This is a genomic window from Asaia sp. HumB (genome assembly GCF_030263835.1).
GTDB classification, from domain to species: Bacteria; Pseudomonadota; Alphaproteobacteria; order Acetobacterales; family Acetobacteraceae; genus Asaia; species Asaia bogorensis.
Map to the genome: position 1 here is coordinate 51,273 of NZ_JARPML010000004.1, position 21,300 is coordinate 72,572.

The following is a 21,300-nucleotide window of genomic DNA, read 5'->3' on the forward strand; positions in this document are numbered from 1 at the left end:
TACTTTCTGCTAGGGCCTGTTAGGTCTTGATGTGGTCTGCGGCGGCTGCGATGCAGATGACGGCCATGAAGGAAGCGGCGGTTTTCTCGTATCGCGTGGCGACGGCTCTCCACTCCTTGAGGCGCGCCCACAGGTTCTCGACCAGATGCCGGTGCCGATACGCCCATTTCGGACAGGCGACCTGCGGTTCGTTGCGTTTGGACGGAATGACAGGGCGTGAGCCCCGGTCCCACAAGGCCTCGCGAAACCGGTTCGCGGCGTAGCCCCGATCGCAGACGACGTAGCGTGGAGCGTGCGGCAAGGCGTCGAGGAGCGCCATGGCTGAGGGGAGTTCATGCGCCTGACCTGGCGTCAGGGTGAAAGACAGGGCCTTGCCGCGCCCGTCGGCGGCGACGCAGACCTTGCTGCTAAAGCCTCCACGCGAGCGGCCAAGCGCTTCACAACTGCCTCCGCGTTCTCGGAATCCCCCTTTTTAGCCGCTCCCGCCGCCTTGTGATGAGCCCGGATGTTCGTGCCGTCGAGGAACACCATGCCCAAAGCAGGATCCCGGTCCTTTACCCGTTCGAAAAGCGCCTGCCAGACACCCGCTTTCGCCCACCGAATGAACAACTGGGCCGCAGTCCACCAAGGGCCAAGTTCAGCGGGAACGGCCCGCCATTTCGTCCCGTTCTGGTGCCGCCAGAAGATCGCCGAGACGGTCCGCCGCAGATCGCGCGGCGGGGTTTTACCTTTCGGACGGACCGCCTCAATCAGAGGTTCCCACACCGACCACGCATCATCGGAAAACACAGACTGCATCATGCTCATCACAATGAGCTATGCAATCTCATACATGTTCCAAGACCTAACAGGCCCTAGAAAGTCAGCTTCCGCCTCATCTCGGACGTCAGAGCGCGGCTCGACCTCTCCCAGGAGCTGACGTGCTAAGAGGGTGCAGATTGGTGCCCGCGGATTCCGGAGCGGTTCATTCATCGCAAAAGCCGTTTTTGTGTTTCAGGTCAGTTGAAAGCGCCGCTTAGATCTTCGTAAGTCGTGCGCTCGGCAACCATTCCGGCTTCGCTGGCGGTGACCTCGCGCTCGAGGACGCGGTTCTTGTCGAAGCGGATGCGCACCTGCGTTGCTGCTGCCGCGTCGCCGCAGTTCAGGGTTAGGACGAACTGGGTCCAACCATAGGCCGAGACGCTCGCCGTGTTGACGTCGCTCAGCGAGGCAACCACGGATTTAGGGATGTATACGGTCGCAGGCCCGACCGTGAGCGATAGTTTTTCGATCGGGGAGCAGGTCGTGCGGCCGCCGGAGCAGAGATGGACCGAGTGGCTTGACGTGATGGCGGTTACCAGCGTTGCTGTTACTTTCGTGCCGGCTAAGGTTGTCTCAAGGGTGATCGTGCCGGTTGCGGGGATTTCTGTCGGTGTCGGGGTCCGGGACTCCGCGCGGACAGGGCTGTCCCCAAGGAACACGAGGAGGGCGCAGGCGAGCAAAGCCAGGAGGCGGTTGCGCAATAGCGGGCAGAGCGGGGGCATTGTCGTCTCCGATGGTGCCACAATTCAAGGTTTTAACGGGAAGAGAACGTGCAGGCAGGAGCGTAGGGTAAGCGCTTATGGCTTTTCCATTAGAATGCAATTCACAAAGCGGCTCCAAAATTCAATTCCTTGTTCTGTGGTAAATTATATCATCGGAAGCAGGGGGGTAAAAAGACTTGTGCATAAGCTGCGTTTCTCGACGCAGAAAGTGATACTGTCTTCAATATAGTTGCGGCGCGGTTGTATCGGGTTTATGGCGTGATGATTAATTTGCAGCGATGACTGGCGTGTATCCGGATATGAAGCGTGTTCTAGTCATAGGGTGTCCCGGAGCGGGAAAGTCTATAGCGGCGAAGAGGCTGGCAGCGAAAACGAATCTGCCGCTCATACATCTGGACCGGCATTACTGGGGTTCTGGCTGGGTTCCTACCAACGACCGAGTTTGGCGTGAGAAAGTTATATCTCTTGCGTCGCGCGAAAGCTGGATAATCGACGGCACTTACGGAAGCACACTGGAAGAAAGAATATTTCGAGCGGATACGATTATTCATCTGGATTACCCGACGGCAGTTTGTTTGTGGCGTGTAATCAAACGCACGTTTATGCAATTTGGGAAGGAACGCGTTGATGAGTTTATCCCAGGGTGTCCGGAGCGATTCAATCTCGGTTTTCTTAAGTTTGTCCTGCTTTATCGTCGCCGACTTAGATTGGTACACCTCGCCAAAATATCAAAATTCTGCGGTGCACGACACACTTTCACGCGCCCGTCCGATCTCGAAAAATTTCTCGAATCGTTGTCAGAACCATCGCAGCGAGAACAGGTGGCAAGCGATTCTAATCCACAGCGTCTCGCATCAACGGACCAGATGCGCGCGCAAAGCATCGATAAAAACTCGAACCTTGGAGGATAGGCTGCGATGTGCCGCATAGACGGCATGTACCTCCACCTTCTCCGCCTCATAGTCTGGGAGCAGTCTCACAAGTCGCCCTTGCTCGATTAAGGGGCTTGCCAAGAAGGCAGGCAAACGCCCGACACCTCCCCCGCTCTCAAGGACGACCTGCAGGACGGCGGGCTCAGGGATGACGGATCGAACAGCGACGAGTACGCGATGCTCGCGATCAGAGCGATCCCTGAAACGCCAGATAGACGGTTGATCGGTCCACCCAAGCAACTCGTGATCGGCCAAGTCGTGTGGCGTTTGGGGCCTACCTCTTTCCAAGAGGTAGGCCGGGCTCGCGCAGGGCCATAATTCGATCCTCCCCAGCTTGCTGGCGAGCAGGTCAGAGTCAGCCATTGCCCCTATCCGGATTGCCACGTCGACATCCTCCCTCGCCAGATCGACGATCCGGTTCTCGGCCTCAAGATGAACGCGCAGATCAGGGTAGTCTCGCAGAAAATGCGGCAGCATCGGCGCCACCAGCCCGATTGCGAATGTCGTTGCTGCGCTGATTTTTAGAACGCCTCGAGGTTGCCCTGTCACCCCATCTAGGGCCGCGGTAGCCTCATTCAGATCGTCCATGACGCGTCTTGCGTGGATCAGGAGTATGCGCCCGGCCTCGGTCAGTCTGAGGGCATGCGGGCCGCGCTCGAACAGCTTTGCCCCGATTTCCCTCTCCAGACGGAACAATGCCCGGCTGAGCGATGATTTAGGCGTTCCCGTGGCGCGCGAGGCCGCGTTGAGGCTCATGGTCTCTGCTATGCGCAGAAAGCTGCCGAGATCATCTGAGTTCATGGGCTCGTGTTCCAGATATGGAACAAGATGTCTACGATGACGCACCTGCCCTGTCCAACGGGCACGGCTTATCGTGCCTCTTCAGTAAGGGGGCCGAGATGTCAAAACCAGTCATTCTGATTACGGGCGCAACCGGACAGCAAGGCGGGGCCACGATCCGCGAGATGCAACGTCGAGGGCATTGGCACATTCGCGCGCTTGTTCGGGATCTGAAGGCGCCAAAAGCAGTCGCTCTGGGAAAGCATCGGGTTGAGCTCGCTCATGGTGATCTGGATGATAAACACTCCCTGCGATTGGCACTTGATGGGGCTGAGGGCGTTTTATCTATCCAGTCGCCGATGAAGATCGGTCCAGCTGGCGAAGAGCGACAGGGGAAAAGGCTTGCCAGCCTCGCCAAGGAGAGTGGCGTGCGGCACTTCGTGCAGTGCTCCGCAGGCGGGGTTGAGCGACGGAGCGGCGTGCCTCATTTCCAGAGCAAATGGGCAATCGAGAAGCACATCGAAACACTCCGTTTGCCAGCTACGACTTTGCGTCCAGCGGCCTTTATGGAAAACTTTTCGAGCCTGATCTTCCGGATCACTATGCTCTCCATGATGAAGACCTATCTGGGGCCGGATCAGGCCATGCAGCTTGTCTCTGTGCAGGATGTTGCCTGGTTCGCTGCAGAGGCGTTCGAGAAACCTGATCAGTACCTTGGTCGGATCATTGAGCTTGCAGGCGACAGCGTGACGGGCCGCTCCGCTGCATCAATTTTGAAGGATGCCGGGATACGGCCTTGCCGCAGCTTTACGATCCCCTCTGTCATGCGAAAGCGCCTGCCCGAGGACTTTCGTCTGATGTTCGAGTGGATCGCCCGAGACGGCTTCAAGGCTGACATTCCCGCTCTGCGGAGCGAGTACCCTTCATTGCTGACGCTCGAGGACTGGGCGCTGCAACGCACGTAGGATAGCTGCGAACGCCTGTCGTTGTCTGCTGATCGGATCGGGCGATAAGGCATAGCGAGATAAGATTGCCGATAAGCGGAAATTAGCGATTTTGCGCCATTTTCCTACTTCCGATTCATTATATTATCGGAAGTAGGGGGTGCGCGGAAATCAACTGCGGATGGGCCGGAAAGCGCGTCTCAAATTCTATTTTCAGAAAGCTGCCATTTGGCTGCATTCCGTAAGGTGTCATGCACAAGTCCTGTGTCACTTTCGCCAAAGGTGACACAGGACGTAATGCCTGGGCTACCGTCAGAGACCGTTTGAGAATGTCTATGGATGGCTGACGCGGCGGAGCAGAAGGCTGCTCATGGCGACATCGATCATGGCGCCGGACACGTCCAGGCGCTTTTCGTAGTCGCGGACGAGGCGTCGCCACCGTGTCATCCAGCCGAACGTGCGTTCCACCACCCATCGTCGCCGCAGCACCTGGAAGCCCTTTGGCTCGGGGAGCTTGCGGACAACCTCGAGGGTGAAGTCTTGAAATGCGGCAAGGCTCGACAGCTTGCCCCGGTCGTAGGCGCCATCCGCAAACAGGTGCTTGAGCCAGGGCCAGCGCTTGCGCACGGCCGCCACAATCAGTTCAGCCCCGGCCGCATCCTGCACGTCCGCCGTAGTCAGGTTCGCCATCAACAGCCGTCCGTCCGTATCCACCGCGATATGGCGCTTGCGACCCTTGGTTCGCTTGGCGGCATCGTAGCCACCGCCATCTGGTGCATGCGGCGCTTTCACCGTCTGACTGTCGACCACGCCTGCCGTAGGACTCGCCTCCCGACCCACCCGTTCGCGGTCGATCATCAGCGCGATGTCATGAATGGTGCGAAACATCAGGCGACGCACGAAGCGCCGGAACCACCAATACACCGTCTGCCAAGGACCGAAGTTCGTTGGCAGCATCCGCCAGCCGCCGCCACTGCGGGCCATATAGCGGATAGCATTCAGCATCTCGCGCATGTCCGCCGTGGGCTTGCGACCGCGCTTCGCCACCGGCGGGAGGAACGGCCGCACCCGCTCCCATTCGGCATCCGTCAGATCCGTCGGGTAGCGCTTCGTACTCTTCTCAATATCGGCCATCCGGCCACGGCTCACTCGGGTCCACATCCCAAGCTTGAATCATGCCCAACTCAAACTGCCAAGACCATTCTCAAACGGTCTCTTAGGTCCTGTTAGGTCTTGAGATGATCTGTGGCTGCGGCGATATGGATGACGGCCATGAAGGAAGCTGCTGTTTTCTCGTATCGGGTGGCGACGACTCTCCATTCCTTGAGGCGGGCCCAGAAGTTTTCGACGAGGTGTCGGTGCCGGTAGGCCCATTCTGGGCCAGCGACCGGAGCTTTATTGCGTTTTGGCGGGATGACCGGGCGCGAGCCCCTGTCCCACAGCCTCTCAAAACTGGTTTGAAGCATATCCCCGGTCACAGACGACGTAGCGTGGAGCGCGCGGCAAGGCGCCAAGGAGCACCATGGCAGAAGGGAGTTCGTGGGCCTGACCTGGCGTCAGGGTAAATGACAAGGCTTTCCCGCGCCCATCAGCGGCGACGCAGACTTTGCTGCCAAAGCCTCCACGTGAGCGGCCAAGTGCTTCACGATTGCCGCCGTGTTCTCGAAGTCCCCCTTTTTAGCGGCTCCCGCTGCCTTGTGATGAGCCCGAATGTTCGTGCCGTCGAGGAACACCATGCCCAAAGCGGGGGCCCAGTTCTTTACCCGCTCAAAAAGGGCTTGCCAGACGCCGGCCTTCGCCCAGCGGATGAAGAGTTGGGCTGCGGTCCACCATGGGCCGAGCTCAGAAGGAATAGCTCGCCACTTCGTCCCATTCTGATGCCGCCAAAAATTTGCCGACATGGCCCGCCGCAGATTGAGCGGCGGCGTCTTGCCTTTCGGTCGGGCCGCTTCGATCAATGGTTCCCACACTGACCATGCATCATCGGAAAACACAGAAGGCATCATGCAACATTTCTGCTCGCCGGTCGGATGTCAGCGTTTCATCACCGTCTTCTCCGCTATCCATAATCTCTTCGCGTCACCCGCTTGCACCACTACCGCCCTTTCCCGTCACATCCAACGTGACAGCACCCCTCTATCTGCTTAGTTCCGGAGGACACGGCACATGATCTCGATAGCGATCCCAGTGCTTGATAAGTTCGGCAATAACCGGCGCGCCAGCACGTTCGTTGTTGTCGAACGCGAGCGCCTGTCCGGGGCCCTCGTCTCCCATGGACTGGGTGATGGACACATCCGGCGGGGGCATCGAGAAATTGCTACCTGCACGCAAGACCATTACACGCATGGGGTCGATGTCCCCAAGTGATGCCAGAAGACGCATCGTGATCTGATTGCTTTGACTTTCCTCGTTTGTCATCACAAAGAGGCCCCTCCCATGCGTCCACAGCCGCACCCAGTCCTCGGCCCACCGGGTCCGTGCGCTCCCATGCCAGTACCGCAGCGCCCCCAGCGTCTCGCCCATCATTAATTGTGGTCGTTTTTGCGCCTCAGGGAAACCATTCCACTGAGCGCGGCGGCGCGCGATAGCTGGATCATCGCTCAATGTCGCACGGCGACTGATTCCGTAGGCCCAGGTCGCAAGTCCAGCATTTAACGGATAGGCTTTGGAAAGGTCCGCAACATCGGTGACGGACCCATAATGATTGGCAGCAGCAGGCAATTCGTTAGGCTGGTTGGCGCCAATGGCATACAGACCGTATGGCCAACCTTTAGGAATCGTTCTGTCGTCGATTTCGCGCATTGCATCTCCATCAACAACCCAACGTGCCCAAGCCACGCTTCCGATCGACGCGACATGGGGGTCAACTCCCGAGATACCAGTGAATAGCCAGTATGTATGATGCAGGTCGAATCGTGGATCGAGCGCGAGCGCGATGAGGTCGGCAGTGCCGTGACGCAGTACGACAGCATAAACGCCGTCCGTATTACGTCGCAGAATCTGCGGCATTCCGCGTACAGGCACTAATTGGTTCAGATGCAGCCGTTCGACCCAATCCTGATATTCTCCTGGCGCGTCACCTATGTCTTTGCCATTCTCCCATCCAGCGACGACAATCACTTTCGGCTCAATCGCGGCAGCCGCTGATGCTGGTTCTGATGTCCAACATGCCAGAAAGGAAACAACTAGCCAGACTAAACGTTGCCCCCGCGATCGACTATCTTTGTATTCTATCATTACTCTAACCATAGTTCTCAAAAAAAACATATGTTCGATATTGGCCCCGTCGAGACTAACTCTCGTCAGACTGAGAAGATTCCTAAATCTTGATCGCACACGTCGCTCCTTTCATGCGTCCTAGTATAGTAAGCTGACACAGATGACAGACAGTTATTTTAGCAGTGTGAGCGTTCCGCTTACATCCAGCGTCGGCACCATGATACGATAGGATTGCGACATTGCGCTGTAGTTCCCATGCACCGTTTTCTCGTTCATGACAGCATGAACGGGAGCACGGCGTAGCCCATGCACAATGAAGGCATAGGCGGTCCACCACGGATGGAATTTTCCCTCAGGAAGCGACCACGACACCGTGGTTCCTGTACCTGTGGTCTGGCACGTGAATTTGGTCCGACTATAGGCACCTTTTTGGAACGCGAAGCTGTGTCCGTCATCGGTGTAAATACTGCCTTCGCAGTCCGGCCCCGGATAGACATCGACTAGGAGTGGACCAGTCAACTTTTGGTCGGTGCTCTGCACCAAGGCCTGCCGCGGGATAATGCTGCCTGCTCGAACATAGACCGGCATTTCACCTAATTTAGGCGTAACAAATGTCTGGTGGGAAGTGTTGGGTTTCTCTTCGCCGATGATGAGACTTCCCCCCGCGCCCCACTGCGACACGGGCCGCAATCCCTCGACGGGGCGCCCTGTCCAGAAATCAAACCACGCCCCTGGCGGAAGGGTGACATTATAGCCGCCCATGTCGATCGGTGAAGTTGCGGGCGCAACCAGCAATGACCGCCCCCACATGAATTCACTGCCGTTCGACACATCAAGCGGCCCGCCCCATCCCATCGCCTGCGGAAACTCCATGAAGAGCGGCCGCATCATCGGCACACCCGTGCGCGACGCTTCTTCGGCAAGACTGTAGTTATAAGGAAGCAGGCGATAGCGGGCCTCGATAAAGCGGCGTCGAATGGCCTCATGCTCCGGCCCGTCGCCCCATGGCTCCTGCGGGCGGCTATGCGGATCAGCGTGCGACCGCGCGATAGGGGTGAACATCGCAAGCTCGTACCAACGTGTCAGGAGTTCCGCCGAGGCCGTTCCCGCGAAACCGCCGATATCTGTGCCCGCAAATGTGAAGCCGCTCAGGCCGAGACTCTCGAGCATTGGGACCGCAAGACGGAGATGGTTCCAACTTGAAAGATTGTCTCCCGTCCACGTCACGCCGTAGCGTTGGCCGCCAGCATAGGAGGCGCGGGTCATGACAAACGGACGCTCGTCGGGTTTAAGCGCCAGTAGACCCTCATAGGTCGCACGATGGTTCAACATCCCATAGACGTTATGGATTTCCGCGTGGCTGGCCGTGCGACTTTGAAAACCGGATTCGTCAATCCGGTGCACATTATCTAGCGGCATGGTCTTTGTCGGGGTCTCAAAAATTGCCGGCTCATCCATGTCGTTCCAGAAGCCGGCGACACCGTTCTTGACATAAAATTCCTTGTAAAGTTGGCCCCACCAAGCGCGTGTCGCCGTCTGTGTGAACTCCGGGAAGAGCGCGGGACCGGGCCAGACCGGGGCGATATAGGGTTTGCCGACGGACGTCTTCACGAAGCGATCCTGTACTATGCCGGTGTCGTAGGGTGTATAGCCGATACTAGGTGCGTCCGCGATGTGGAGATCGGTGATCGCGATCGTCTGTATGTGTTGCGCGCTAAAATCTGAGACCATCTTGGAAAAATTTGGAAAGGTCTTAGAATCCACAGTGAACGGACGAAATTTCTCCTGATAATCGACATCCATCCATATGGCGTCCGAAGGAATGCGATCTTTACGCAAGCGTTGCACAACGCTCCGGAGGCGCGCCTCTGTCGGATACCCCCAACGTGATTGCTGGAAACCAAGCATCCACCGGGATTCCGGCGCCGGGGTGCCGGTTATACTGGCATATTGCTTCTCGACATCTTTGGGCGTCGGACCTGCCATGACGTAGTAATCGATGGGGCCACCGGGAGCTTCGATTCGCAGCTCGCTGGGAACAGTATGACCGAAATCAAACGACGTTCTCCAGGTATTATCGAGAAATAAGCCATAGTATCGACCCTGGCTGAGCCCCATGAAGAACGGAATATCTTTGTAAAGCGGATCTTGACCTTCGGAATAGCCATAGCTGTCGGTGTTCCACATGGCATAGCTGCGGCCCAGACGGTCCAGTGGGCCGAACTTGTCACCAAGACCGAAATAGTGCGCATCCTCGGGGATCGACTTGATCATGGAAAAGCCATGACCATCGACCGCGGACATAGCCGGGCCGTGGATATCGCTGAGGAGACTATATCCTGCCGCATCGGTGATCGTAATACCGCCGCTGTCGCGGGCAATCGAAACACGGAGGGCTGACGTGTTGAAACCCAGATCGAGCGGTGTCTCAAAAACACGTATAGAGATGCGTTTATCCCTGACGTCCGCTGGCACGGCCCAGGAAGCGTTTTCCGGCAATGCGCCGTTTTGCCCGATCCTGACCCGCAGAACCGTAGCGGAGAGTGCCGTGATCTGAATGCCGAGGCGACCATGGCGCCATTCCAGTCGATCAGACGTGGCTGCATGATCCGCTGCGGTCTGTGGCGTCGTTCGCGCGTGAACGGGATGAGACAGGCTTAAAGATAATGCCGTTCCAAAAACGAGGACCAACGGCGATAATCGTTTGAAAGTCATTATAGAATTGCCTGTCAACAAGGAATTTCCGGATCGCGACCGCCAAGAAAACAACAGGCCCCTCCGAAGAGTCATGTTGTTTTTCAAGAAGATTTATTAGAATCCAACAGATATATTTCCCGTTATGCTGAAGCGTGGATACAGATAGTACGTTGGGGACCCACTAGCCGAAACTGTACTGCCGTAGATACCTTTTGTCGTTTGCGCGTTCGCCACGAGACCGCTGACGCCGGTGCGGATGAAGCTGCCGCCTAGATTGCTGAAGTTGAGCTGGAACTTTGGCGTTTTCATCGCGCCGAACGACTTGAAACGGTATCCTATCGCCAGATTATCGGTCACATACCCCGGCATTTTCTGGTCATTCATAAAAGTCGAGTATTGGGACGAGACATAGCTTACGCTGCCATTCGCGAAGAAGGTCCCGTTATCATAGGTCAAGCCCGCACTAGCATGGACGTGTGGCGACTGAACGGCTGTGTTTCCTTTGGTCGGCAAAAGGTCGCCGACAGTCTTACCGTTAAGTGTACCCGTCGTAGCTATATTCGAATCCGTGGTGGCATTCAGATACTCGACCGAAACAAACGGGCTGACATGATGATACGGATGCCCTGAAATCATGAAATCAACACCACGTGCGGTTTGGTTGCCCGCGTTGATCGTCGAGCTGATGGACTGATTGTTCAGATAGACATTTGTCGACAAAAGTCGGTTTGTAATGGCGTAATTGAAAAGCTCCAGATCGGCCATCAGATATTGATTGTTGAACCGCCACCCAAGCTCCTCCTTGATAGAATACTGGGGCTTCGCATTGTACGGATTTCCAACATACGTACCCGTTTGCGCGTCAAAAACCTGCCCGAGAGAACCTGGATCCGGCATCCGGAAGTCACCTTCGGCATTCACATAGACCATATTATGACTGTCGATATTGTAACTGATCGCAGCCTGCGGCAAAGGCACCACTTGATTGGACTGAATGCGCGGCGCCGTCGAGGCGTAATTGCCACTCCATCGATTGATCATCGCGATCTTGAAACCGGCGTTAATACGCAGCTTGTCGTTGAGGAGCTTCGTGTCGTCTTCGATGAACAGAGAATGAATTTTCCAGCCGCTATCCCCCTTATAGGGCATGTAGCGCGACCCACTGACGTAGATGCCGGCACTCGAAGCATAGGGAAACGGCTGCTTGCCCGTTGAAGATAGCGCGGAGTAACGATTGTCGACTTGGTTGTCCTGATAGTCGAACCAATAGCCAAACGTGAGGCGGTCATGCACGTCGATATCGTAGTTTAACTTGGCGACAGCGCCAGCGTGTGGGCGATAAACGCTATAATACGAGGCTGCGGGGAGATTTCCGCTGATGGCATTGCCGTTTGGCCCAACGGTCGCCGGGGTGGCGCTTCCGTTAAAAAGCGATCCATTATAAGTATAGCCGCCATTATAGACATAATATGGCTTGAAATCCAAAGAAAACCGAGATGGAAGTTGGACATGCAGTGGAAGCGTGACGAAAACCTGATCCCACATGTTACCATTCAGCATACCATAATCCGACGGATTGGCCTGGTCATAGCTTGACGAGTAATTAAACGTGCGCACCCTACTCTTCTTATCAAAGAACTGCTGAGCCGTCGGATTCAGCGGCGCCATTGTGAACTGATGGTTCCAAGAGACGAACAGATTGACAAATGACCCGTCCTGGAAATCCTTAGTGGCGCCCACATCCAGGTGACGGCGTTCATTGGTGCCGGGACCGTCCCAGGTGCGGGCGTGAGTATGTGAAAATGAGGTATAGGTTCGGATGCCGGAGTGACCGATCGCACCGCTTTCAACGCGGAGGAATTCTCGCGAGAGATTGTTGGTGCCGTAAGAAAAATCCATCAGTCCGCCGAATTTGTCAGAAGGCTGGAAGGTTTCGGAGTTCATTATTCCTGCCGCAGCAGATGTCACCGGCAGGTCGATAGCCGCGGAGCCAGGCGTCACGGAAATCGCAGCCAGATTTTCCGTGTCGACGTTCTGATTAAGGTAATAAGCCGTTGCGACCGGAACGCCGTCAAGCAAGATGCCCATGTCGGAATCGGTCAGGCTACGACTGTTGATTTGGCCGCCAAGTATGCCGGAGGAATCGACTGTAGACACGACGACACTCGGCAGATTTTTGACCATATCAAGAGCTGTACTCGCGGGGCTCTGCATGTCGATATATTGACGTGTTACAGTCTGGATGGAATGGGAGGCTGTTTCATGTCGCATCATACCGCCGCCGCCGTTAAGAGCCCGTCGGGAAGAGGTCACTGAAATCGCTTCTTCTTGCGCCGCTTCGGCTGCGACGCCGGCATGACGCTTAGGCGCACCGGGAGGTTTCGTCGGGGCCGAATGCGCGGGCTTCGGGAACGGCCGATGTTGCGGCGTGCTTTGCGCAGATGCCACACATGTTGCGCTGGCAAGCATGGTGGCTGCCATAAGGTAAACACGCTTCGCTCTAAAGATCATTCCGAGTTTCCTGTAATAAATGGCGCCGGATAAGGAGGCAGCAGCCTCAGGATGAAGTCTGGATTCCACCAGAGATATGGCGCACGTCTGCTTATCGGCATTGCCGACTGATTAAACGCACCCAATGAGCAGGAGAGAGAACCTCTCCTGCATCCGGATTGCGACAATGCTTCTGGAACGATCCGGTTTCGTTATGTAATTGATTATGGAGGGCTGTGCCATCACCAAAAAGACACTTCATCATTGCTGATATGAGAGCGGCGTGGAACGGAACGCCCTCAAGGTAACGTTTTCAAAGATGCGTTATATGTTAACGCCGCTCAGAAATATCTTTTCGATTTCTAAAATAATCAACCGAGCAGCTGCCGACAATTGGCGCGATCGATCAGCACATAATGCAAGAGTTAGCGGAGAAAGATTTCGGTGGAAAATAGGCGTGAACGCAATCTCTTCGGATTTAACTTCGTGCATTACGTCGAGATAACTCAGTATTCCTACCCCGGCCCCTGACAAAACAAGCGACTTGATCATCTGAATGTTGTTTGCGGAGGCGACAGGAGTGAGCGTTATCTCAGTTTCGATTTCCAACAATTTGATCTGTCGACGAAGCGCGAGCGGCGGAGCCGGTAAAACCATCGGAAATTGAGCACAAAGACTGAAACGTGCTGGCGAACATTGCGTAATTGGGTGTCCCGGCGGGCTGATAAAGCCCAAAGGGAATTCAGCGTGTGATCGTACGACGAGCTGCCGCAAGTTGCCGGGATCAAGCATAAGCGCAAAGTCAGCTCCGCCCTCCACAAGAAGGGCGCCAATATCCTGATTGTCTCGAACATGCGTATTAACGAGAATTCCGGGATGCGTCTGACGAAGGACACCGATCAGCTCCGGCATGAAGCCCTTGGTGAGGGCATCGGGGATAAGAACATCGACTTTCCCGCGCCGCAGCCCTTTCATATCGTCGATCTGAACCATTAGGCTATCCAAATCGCGCACCCAACGCCGCCCCGCGGTCAAAAACAACTCACCTGTCGCCGTCAGGCGCAGCCCAGTCGGCAAGCGCTCGAACAGGGGGGTGCCGAGCATCTTTTCGCCTTGAAGCAGCTGGCGGTCTACAGCGGAAGCCGCGATGCGAAGGTCTTCTGATGCCTTGCGGATCGAGCCGTGTTGGGCAACCGCCATGAAATAATACAGGAAACGAGAAAAGACTGGCATGAGAAACCTCTCTCATTTCGCGAACGAACAAGACTGATTTGTATCATATACAAGACCGGTCGTGCTGTGAAACAACTGTCCACCTTCTAAGCTCCCTCGTCCACTTGTTCCGTGAGGCTAAAAATGTCCCAAGCGCTTGATCACCCAATCGACTTGCCACGCAACTGCTCATTTGATGCACTCGATTGGGAGATTCTTGCGCGCCACTGGTATCCGATCGCGTTGGTGCGAGAGGTCGGCACTCAGCCGGTAGGCGTCACGCTCTTGGATGAACCCTTGGTTGTCTATCGGGCGGTCGACGCTCTCGTCGTCGCACAGGATTTATGCCCCCATCGGGGCGTGCCGCTGAGTCTCGGCTCCGGCGATGGGCAAACGATCGCATGCGCCTATCACGGCTTCAGGTTTGGGCAGGAGGGAAGGTGCGTTCGCGTCCCTGCCCATCCGGATACGGCCATTCCCAAGAAGCTCAATCTACGGACCTATCCTGCCGTCGAGCGATACGGCCTGATCTGGACCTGCCTTCGGCCGGAGAACGCAATCGACATTCCGGAAATGCCTCACTGGGATGAAGTGGACTTCCAGAAAATTACATGTCCGTGGATTGATATTGCAGGGTTCGCTGGACGTCAGTTAGAGGGGTTTCTGGACGTTGCCCATTTTGCATTCGTGCATACGGAGACCTTCGCCGACCCCGAGAATCCTGTTGTTCCATCCTATCTCCCAAAGGCGACAGAAAAAGGATTTGAGGTGGAATACCGCAGCTTTGTCGGCAATTACCCGATTGGGGTGTCGGACAAAGGGCGCGCCGGGTTCGAGTGGCTGCGTCATTTCCGCACCCACTTGCCCTTTACCGCAACTCTTGAGATTCATTTTCCGGACGAAGCTCGCCTTGTCATTATGAACGCGGCGTCCCCCGTTTCAGCCAAGAAGACACGGTTGTTCGCACCGATCTGTCGTAACTTCGACAAGGAACTCCCGATCCAGGAGGTCTACGATTTCAATCTTCGTGTATTCGCAGAGGATAAGGTCATTGTGGAATCGCAGAAGCCCGAGTGCCTGCCTCTCGATCCCACGATGGAGGCGCACGTGATGGCGGATCGGAGTTCGATCGCCTATCGACGCGGACTGCGCGATTTGGGTCTTAGCTGTTTCTTTATTTCCTGAGCCGATGATGTTGGATTCGTTCTTTCCAGTCGTTATACGGTCGCTTGCGTTGGAGGGGCCTCACTGCCTTAAGATCGGGCTCGCGTACGCCGATGGCAGGGATCTGCCAGGCTTCACGCCCGGTGCCCATATCGACGTCCGCACACCATCGAACGCAATTCGTCAGTATTCGCTTTGTAGCAGTCCAGACGATCTTTCGCTTTACGAGATATGTATCAAGCGCGAAGCCAAGTCGCGCGGGGGCTCAGAATCGTTACATGCCCTTTCGCAACTTGGCGACATACTCATGATCTCCGTCCCCCGGAATGCATTCGCGTTGCCGGACGCTGAAAGTTACGTTCTGATCGCTGGCGGCATTGGAATTACGCCACTCATTCCGATGTCGTATCAGCTAAAGAAGCAGGGAAAGCGTTTTGACTTCCACTACTATGCGGCCTGCCCCGAAGAGGCGCCGTTTCGGCGCGAATGGCGTGCAGGGGTGTTCGGCCCCGATGCCACCCTGAACGCAAACGTGGTTGATCATCCCCCAGCCGGGCTGGATACGGTAGACCCCCAAGGGGCGGTGATGCTTTGTGGCCCTGCCCCCTTCATGGAAGCGATGCGCACGTATGCCGTTATGCGAGGGTGGGCAACCGAACAGATCCATGTGGAGCATTTTCAACCCCCTGCCGATGCGCCTAAGGCGCACGAGGAGGGAGATGGCCGTTTCGAGGTTCATCTCTTACGCTCGAATCGGCGTGTCACCGTGTCAGCAGACCAAACCATCGCCGAAGCGCTTCTGGCGGCAAACATTTCGGTCAGCCTATCTTGTGAGCAAGGGATGTGCGGGGCATGCATCACTCCGATGCTTTCCGGCGATGCCGATCACCGTGACTGCGTGCTGAGCGACGAGGAAAAGGCACGCAATACGCAGATCGCCTTGTGTTGTTCCCGCTCGAAGGGAGGCGAGCTTGTCCTCGATCTCTAATAGCAGCATGGTCATGAATGCTGCGTCTTCCCAGGAGGAACTTGAGCGGCTTGCCGCACGAGTCCGGGACGATCTGGCGAGGATCGGCTACGCGACAGGCGAGTGGAGTATTCCGCGCCTAAAGAGCGAGAATCGCGTGCTCGACGTGGCGATCATCGGCGCGGGCCAGGGCGGCTTGGCGGCCTGTTTCGCGTTGCGCCGTCTCGGGGTTACGAATGTCGAGGTGTTCGACCGAGCGCACACGGGACAAGAGGGCCCGTGGACAACGTTTGCGCGCATGATCACATTGCGGACGCCCAAACATGTCACGGGACCAGATCTCGGAATTCCGAGTCTGACGCTACAATCCTGGTATGAGGCCCGCTGCGGCACCCTAGCATGGCAAGCGCTCAACAAGATTTCGCGTGAGGACTGGCAGTCTTATCTGGATTGGTTGCGCGCCACGCTGTCCTTGCCGATCCAGAACGACAGCTGCCTTGTTGATGTCGGATGGAGGGACGGCCTGCTTCGTCTGACATTCGAGAGCGAAGGCGGAAAACGCACTGAACGTTGGGCACGAAAACTTATCCTCGCGACGGGTATCGACGGCGGTGGCGCATGGCATGTACCAGACTTCATCATCCAGTCCCTGCAGCCCTCCCGTTACGCACATACGTCCCAACAGATCGATTTCAACGCGCTGCGCGGTCGGCGCGTGGGGGTACTGGGTGCCGGCGCATCCGCATTCGACAATGCCGCGACCGCGCTGGAGCATGGCGCGGCCAGCGTCGACCTCTGCCTCAGGCGTAAAGCCATTCCGGCTGTCAATCCTTATCGCTGGATGGAAAATGCCGGTTTCCTCGGGCATTTTCCCGATCTTCCGGATGAAACGCGTTGGCGGTTCATGCACCGGATCTATGATCTGAACCAGCCACCGCCGCAGGAGACATTCTGGCGTTGTCGCCAACATGGCAATTTTACCTTTCACCCAGGAACTCCCTGGCTGAGCGTAAGGGACGACGGTGAAAAAGGCATCATCGTCGTCACACCGCACGGCGAGATGTCTTTCGACTTTCTGATTATCGGAACGGGGTTCGTGCTGGATCTGATGCGCCGCCCGGAAACACGTAGTTTCGCCGATGCCGTCGCTTTGTGGCGCGATCGTTTCGTTCCACCGCAAGGACAGAGTAGCTCCTTACTCGGCAGCCATCCTTATCTTGGGACGCGCTTCCAGTTCCTGCCCCGCGATGCAGGTGATCCGCGGGCGCCAATGCTGAACGCCATTCATAATTTTACCTTTTCAGCGATGCCCAGCATGGGACTTTCCGGAGCGTCGATCAGCGGCATGCGTTTTGGTGTCGACCGATTGGCGCGCGGTGTCGCGCGCGATCTGTTTGTCGAAGACGGAGAGAGACATTTGCAGAGCTTTTTGTCGTATGACGTCACGGAACTCGTCAGCCTCGATCCCCCCGATGCGGCACATGCAATATGACTTTGCACGGAGTGCGGGCGATCGCGCAGTGCCATCAGTTGTTTTCGCCCCCATTCAACGACATCCCTGACGGCCTCTATCGGCCGTGGCTCGAAGAAGGATATCGGCGCTCAGTTGATCAGATTTCAGCGTGGATGGCCTAGCGCTTGGAAAGCACGTTCCCGGCCGAGCTGGTTGAGGCTCCGGCCCAAATCGATGCAATCGCATCGGTTCGGCTGAACGACAGAATGAATGGATGAGTTCGCTCTCCCCCCATGTTCTGAGCACGGTTTCCCGACGGCTCAGCCGCGGGAGGGGGGCGGTTGAAATTGCTTGGCGAGTGGTTACCAGTGTTCGAAGGGGGCGACGAATGTGGATGGGCGCTGCCTGGAGTTGCGGGTGCTGGTGCTGACGACAGACATCTGTCGGCTGGAGTTCGCGATCGAGACGTAATTTCGGCCCGCAGGAATAAAGCTAACAAATCCGCTGTTTCTAGATGCAGTGCCGACCATGTTCGGGCTTGGGCTGGGACCGATACCCGTGTCCATGTGTCGCAGATAGCAATGCCTTGCGGATATTCGACGTATCGTGGGAGTTTTAATATTGTCACCTAAAAAAACTAGTGAAGACATAAAGATACATCCTGTCGATGAAGTATTGCCCCTGTGGCACCTCGGTGTATATGGCTTTCAACATGTTCTGACTTTTTATGCCGCGGCCGTAATCGTGCCGATCTTGTTGGCGAATGCGCTAGGATTACCCCATCATGCTCTGGTACGTCTCATTGATGCCGATTTGTTCACATGTGGCATTGCGTCGCTCCTGCAATCGATTGGTTTCGGGCCAATTGGTGTCCGCCTCCCATTGCTGCAGGGCGTAACTTTCACGGCAGTCACACCCATGATTACAATTGGTGTTGCTTGTGGCGGGGGCCTCAATGGATTACACGCCATTTATGGTGCAGTGATCGTCGCTGGGTTGTTCACGCTGGCATTTGGAAAATATTTTTCCAAATTGATCCGCTTCTTTCCTCCTGTTGTAACGGGATCTGTCATTCTCGTTATCGGTCTGGCACTTCTGCCCGTTGCAGCAAATGACATCGTTGCCGGTCGTGGTGCGAATACCATGCAAAGCCCGGTCAGCTTGAAAAATGTTGCTTACGGACTGGGGACGCTGCTGTGTATCATATTGATCCAAAAATCGTTCCGCGGATTGATTGGGACGATCGCCGTTGTGATCGGTCTGGTCTTTGGTACTTTTGTCGCATGGGTGATGGGAGATGCACAATTTAGCGATGTCGCAACAGCGCCCATTGTGACATACGCGCAGCCCTTTTTCTTTGGATTACCAACGTTTCATATCGCCCCAATTTTCTCGATGATCATCGTTATGATCATCACGATGATTGAGACCACTGGAGATGTTTTCGCCACCGGAGCCATCGTGAAGAGGGATATCACGTCCAATGATATCGCCCGCGCCATCCGCGCGGATGGGTTGGCGACAATGCTCGGCGGTATCCTAAATTCTTTTCCCTATACCTGTTTTGCAGAAAATGTTGGCCTTGTCAGGCTGACGCAAGTGCGTAGTCGCTGGGTAGTCGCCGCAGCAGCAGTCATCATGCTGGTATTGGGATCTATGCCCAAGCTGGCGGCAATTGTGGGTGGCATTCCGTTGCCGGTGCTGGGAGGTGCAGCACTAGCAATGTTTGCAACCGTCGCGGTTGTGGGGATTCAGATACTTGCTCAGGTTGACTTCGAAAATCAGAATAACGTTATTATTGTGGGTACGAGCATGGGATTGGGAATGCTAGCGACTACCCAGCCCCACATTGCCGATAATCTTCCAACCTGGGCCCAAATTATCTTTGGGAGCGGTATCACCGTTGGAGCACTAGCGGCAATGGTGTTAAATCTCGTGTTCAATCATTTTGGAAAACCGTCTCGCCACGTAACGGTTACTTCATCACACTAATGCGTTTTCTTTTCAATCATGGATATATCCTATCTATCGGGGCGTGAGAGTTTGTTTAGGTTGCGTTGGCAAAAGACCTGATCCAAAGTCTTACGGCGGCGAGGTTGAGAAGGCTCATGAAAGATAATACTGTTTTGTCGTAGCGGGTTGCGATGCGGCGCATCTGCTTGAGGTGGTTGAACATTCGTTCGATACGGTTACCATCTCTGTAGCGCCGCCAGTCAGTATTTTGTGGAGTGCTGCGGCCTTTGCGCGAGGGAATGACTGGCGAGATCCCGTGCATCAGCAGATCGTGGCGAAAGCTGTCACTGTCATAGCCCCGATCAGCCAGCATAGCCCTGGGGTTTGGGACAGGCAGCTTCATCAGGGTGTCTGTGGCTTTGTAATCCGAGACCTGGCCTCCGGTCAGGACAAAGCCGAGATGACGTCCCTGATTGTCGCATCGGGCGTCGATTTTGCTCGTTAAGCCGCCGCGTGATCGACCAAAAGCCTCCGAATGAGCCCCCCTTTTGCACCCGTGGCCTGTGAATGGGGACGGACTACAGTGCTGTCGAGCATATGTTGCCAGTTATCACTCAGCCCCAGATCTACAAGGGTTTGAAGCAAAGCGTTTCACACGCCCTGTTCAGCCCAACGCCGGAACCTGACATACACAGAGTTCCACTTGCCGTAGCACTCATGCATATCCCGCCAGGTGCACCCAGTGCGCAGGACATGCAGCATGCCATTGAGAAACCGGCGGTTGTCTCCGGCTGGTCGAGCCCAACGCCCGCGCTCAGGCGGCAGAAGCGGACCAATCCTCGCCCATTCCTGATCCGCCAGATCGCCTCGTGTCATCCCTGTTCTCTCAACCTGTTATTCCGCAGGCAGGAAGTGAATCAGATCTCACCCAGATCGTATAGACCTTTTGTCAACGTGACCTAGGAATGGAAAACATCGGGGGCCTTATATTGGTTCACCCGGCGCCGACCTATTCAAGACGCAACCTGATGGTCTTTATGTATATTTCAACGCAGTTGATAGCGCAGACGTCGTGCTTATAGAGTCATGTGGCAGCATACAAAATCTCAACGACAAGAAGCCGCGCTATATTTCAGCAGGCCATAGTACTCTTCTTTCGTGTGGTAGAAAATGGTTTACTGAAACGATAGATACGTCCGGTGGCGGCAGAAAACCTCGATGGGAAGCATGCGGTTCGCTCTTAGAGTGCCCTGCGCACGATATAAAAGTTCCTATTCCGCATTTGCGTGTTCTGTTTGCCCTTCCAAATGATATTTATAAGGAGTGGTGTCCTCATCATATTCCTGCGGGATATGAATTCTTTTGTCCCCATTCTAGTTTGGGAAGTTACACTGCCCCGAAAATGCAGATGTTTCTGTCTCGCATGTCGATCGCATCGCAGTTCTATTTGAAGAGAAGGGGTCCCTGACGGAGGGTATTGCCCACAGTGCGACCTGGACGGGATTTACAATAATTGAGGAAATGACGTTAGGAAAACGTCTGGAGTTTGCTTCGACATGGTCAGGATTAAGTCGTAACTGCGTCTGGCATACGTTCGGTTGCCGACACCCCGCACTACTATCGCAGTCGCAATCCACGAGTTCGCACCGCGTTGTTACCGTGGTATGCGAAGCAGGGTTGAGGTTTGGTCGGGCGACGCATCGATGATTGATGAGGTAAGACTGTTTGGAAGCCGATCGGCAGGCCGGCAGGCTGTCCTTGATCGCCTGGATGGCACAGCGATAGGTCTCATCGGGGACGCAGAGCTGCGCAACGCGACCGTGATCTTGTCCCAGGCAGTGTTTACCCCTCCCCTTTCCGTAACTCTGGCTGGTGGCCAATTACCGAACGGCGATCTTGCTGCCGACACATCGATCACGGAGCGGGCTGGATCGAGCGATCAGGCTCTTGCAGCACTACGAACGCT

Annotated in this window: 15 protein-coding genes and 1 pseudogene; 5 read left to right on the forward strand and 11 right to left on the reverse strand. The window is 55.8% G+C overall.

The window, feature by feature from the left end; genetic code table 11:
• Positions 1–19: 19 nt before the first annotated feature.
• From P5689_RS15440 to P5689_RS15450, 3 genes are all read right to left on the reverse strand, one after another.
• Positions 20–789, reverse strand: a protein-coding gene (locus tag P5689_RS15440; RefSeq protein WP_408868582.1) for an IS5 family transposase whose coding sequence is annotated in 2 segments (ribosomal slippage) — positions 20–459 and positions 459–789 — 771 coding nt in all. Because the reading frame shifts where the segments join, the coding sequence is not laid out codon by codon here.
• Positions 790–998: 209 nt separating this feature from the next.
• A complete protein-coding gene (locus P5689_RS15445) occupies positions 999–1,523 on the reverse strand; it encodes a hypothetical protein (RefSeq protein ID WP_285533981.1) in 525 nt (174 codons plus the stop codon).
• Between the two features lie 854 nt (positions 1,524–2,377).
• On the reverse strand, positions 2,378–3,256 hold the full coding sequence (locus P5689_RS15450) for a LysR family transcriptional regulator (RefSeq protein WP_285533983.1): 879 nt from the start codon (positions 3,254–3,256) through the stop codon (positions 2,378–2,380).
• Positions 3,257–3,354: 98 nt separating this feature from the next.
• On the opposite strand from P5689_RS15450, the gene P5689_RS15455 reads away from it, so the two are divergent.
• Entirely contained in the window at positions 3,355–4,200 is an 846-nt protein-coding gene (locus P5689_RS15455) for an NmrA/HSCARG family protein (RefSeq protein WP_285533985.1), read from the forward strand.
• A gap of 312 nt (positions 4,201–4,512) precedes the next feature.
• Here the strand turns inward: P5689_RS15455 and P5689_RS15460 are convergent, their stop codons facing one another.
• The 6 genes and pseudogenes from P5689_RS15460 to P5689_RS15485 all read right to left on the reverse strand — a co-directional run bounded on the left by P5689_RS15460 (position 4,513) and on the right by P5689_RS15485 (position 13,818).
• On the reverse strand, positions 4,513–5,340 hold the full coding sequence (locus P5689_RS15460; RefSeq protein WP_285533987.1) for an IS5 family transposase: 828 nt from the start codon (positions 5,338–5,340) through the stop codon (positions 4,513–4,515).
• Positions 5,341–5,405: 65 nt separating this feature from the next.
• Positions 5,406–6,173: pseudogene (locus P5689_RS15465) on the reverse strand (IS5 family transposase).
• Positions 6,174–6,315: 142 nt separating this feature from the next.
• Positions 6,316–7,416 (reverse strand): purine nucleoside permease, encoded by a 1,101-nt coding sequence (locus tag P5689_RS15470; RefSeq protein WP_285533989.1) that lies wholly within the window; start codon positions 7,414–7,416, stop codon positions 6,316–6,318.
• A 153-nt stretch (positions 7,417–7,569) separates the two neighbouring features.
• Positions 7,570–10,131 (reverse strand): TIM-barrel domain-containing protein, encoded by a 2,562-nt coding sequence (locus tag P5689_RS15475; protein ID WP_285533990.1) that lies wholly within the window; start codon positions 10,129–10,131, stop codon positions 7,570–7,572.
• A 78-nt stretch (positions 10,132–10,209) separates the two neighbouring features.
• On the reverse strand, positions 10,210–12,576 hold the full coding sequence (locus P5689_RS15480) for a TonB-dependent receptor domain-containing protein (RefSeq protein WP_285533991.1): 2,367 nt from the start codon (positions 12,574–12,576) through the stop codon (positions 10,210–10,212).
• Positions 12,577–12,909: 333 nt separating this feature from the next.
• Positions 12,910–13,818: a LysR family transcriptional regulator gene (locus P5689_RS15485; protein WP_285533992.1), complete on the reverse strand. Its 909-nt coding sequence runs from the start codon at positions 13,816–13,818 to the stop codon at positions 12,910–12,912.
• Between the two features lie 123 nt (positions 13,819–13,941).
• On the opposite strand from P5689_RS15485, the gene P5689_RS15490 reads away from it, so the two are divergent.
• From P5689_RS15490 to P5689_RS15505, 4 genes are all read left to right on the forward strand, one after another.
• Positions 13,942–14,982 carry an aromatic ring-hydroxylating dioxygenase subunit alpha gene (locus P5689_RS15490; protein ID WP_285533993.1) on the forward strand — a complete coding sequence of 347 codons (1,041 nt, stop codon included), beginning with the start codon at positions 13,942–13,944 and terminating at the stop codon, positions 14,980–14,982.
• A 4-nt stretch (positions 14,983–14,986) separates the two neighbouring features.
• Entirely contained in the window at positions 14,987–15,949 is a 963-nt protein-coding gene (locus tag P5689_RS15495) for a PDR/VanB family oxidoreductase (protein WP_285533995.1), read from the forward strand.
• A gap of 13 nt (positions 15,950–15,962) precedes the next feature.
• A complete protein-coding gene (locus P5689_RS15500; protein WP_285533997.1) occupies positions 15,963–17,420 on the forward strand; it encodes an NAD(P)/FAD-dependent oxidoreductase in 1,458 nt (485 codons plus the stop codon).
• A 579-nt stretch (positions 17,421–17,999) separates the two neighbouring features.
• Positions 18,000–19,373 (forward strand): nucleobase:cation symporter-2 family protein, encoded by a 1,374-nt coding sequence (locus tag P5689_RS15505; RefSeq protein WP_285533999.1) that lies wholly within the window; start codon positions 18,000–18,002, stop codon positions 19,371–19,373.
• A gap of 55 nt (positions 19,374–19,428) precedes the next feature.
• Here P5689_RS15505 and P5689_RS15510 read toward each other — a convergent pair whose 3' ends face one another.
• Both P5689_RS15510 and P5689_RS15605 read right to left on the reverse strand, forming a co-directional pair.
• A complete protein-coding gene (locus P5689_RS15510; protein ID WP_285534000.1) occupies positions 19,429–19,941 on the reverse strand; it encodes an IS5 family transposase in 513 nt (170 codons plus the stop codon).
• A gap of 44 nt (positions 19,942–19,985) precedes the next feature.
• Positions 19,986–20,210, reverse strand: coding sequence for a transposase (locus tag P5689_RS15605; RefSeq protein ID WP_352230633.1), 225 nt, complete (start codon positions 20,208–20,210; stop codon positions 19,986–19,988).
• Between the last annotated feature and the right edge of the window lie 1,090 nt (positions 20,211–21,300).

What these genes read in the sequence shown, in the direction of transcription:
- P5689_RS15445 (WP_285533981.1), bottom strand. Translation starts at nt 1,523, where the DNA reads ATGCCCCCGCTCTGCCCGCTATTGCGCAACCGCCTCCTGGCTTTGCTC.
- P5689_RS15450 (WP_285533983.1), bottom strand. Translation starts at nt 3,256, where the DNA reads ATGAACTCAGATGATCTCGGCAGCTTTCTGCGCATAGCAGAGACCATG.
- P5689_RS15455 (WP_285533985.1), top strand. Translation starts at nt 3,355, where the DNA reads ATGTCAAAACCAGTCATTCTGATTACGGGCGCAACCGGACAGCAAGGC.
- P5689_RS15460 (WP_285533987.1), bottom strand. Translation starts at nt 5,340, where the DNA reads ATGTGGACCCGAGTGAGCCGTGGCCGGATGGCCGATATTGAGAAGAGT.
- P5689_RS15470 (WP_285533989.1), bottom strand. Translation starts at nt 7,416, where the DNA reads ATGATAGAATACAAAGATAGTCGATCGCGGGGGCAACGTTTAGTCTGG.
- P5689_RS15480 (WP_285533991.1), bottom strand. Translation starts at nt 12,576, where the DNA reads ATGGCAGCCACCATGCTTGCCAGCGCAACATGTGTGGCATCTGCGCAA.
- P5689_RS15485 (WP_285533992.1), bottom strand. Translation starts at nt 13,818, where the DNA reads ATGCCAGTCTTTTCTCGTTTCCTGTATTATTTCATGGCGGTTGCCCAA.
- P5689_RS15490 (WP_285533993.1), top strand. Translation starts at nt 13,942, where the DNA reads ATGTCCCAAGCGCTTGATCACCCAATCGACTTGCCACGCAACTGCTCA.
- P5689_RS15495 (WP_285533995.1), top strand. Translation starts at nt 14,987, where the DNA reads ATGATGTTGGATTCGTTCTTTCCAGTCGTTATACGGTCGCTTGCGTTG.
- P5689_RS15500 (WP_285533997.1), top strand. Translation starts at nt 15,963, where the DNA reads ATGAATGCTGCGTCTTCCCAGGAGGAACTTGAGCGGCTTGCCGCACGA.
- P5689_RS15605 (WP_352230633.1), bottom strand. Translation starts at nt 20,210, where the DNA reads ATGACACGAGGCGATCTGGCGGATCAGGAATGGGCGAGGATTGGTCCG.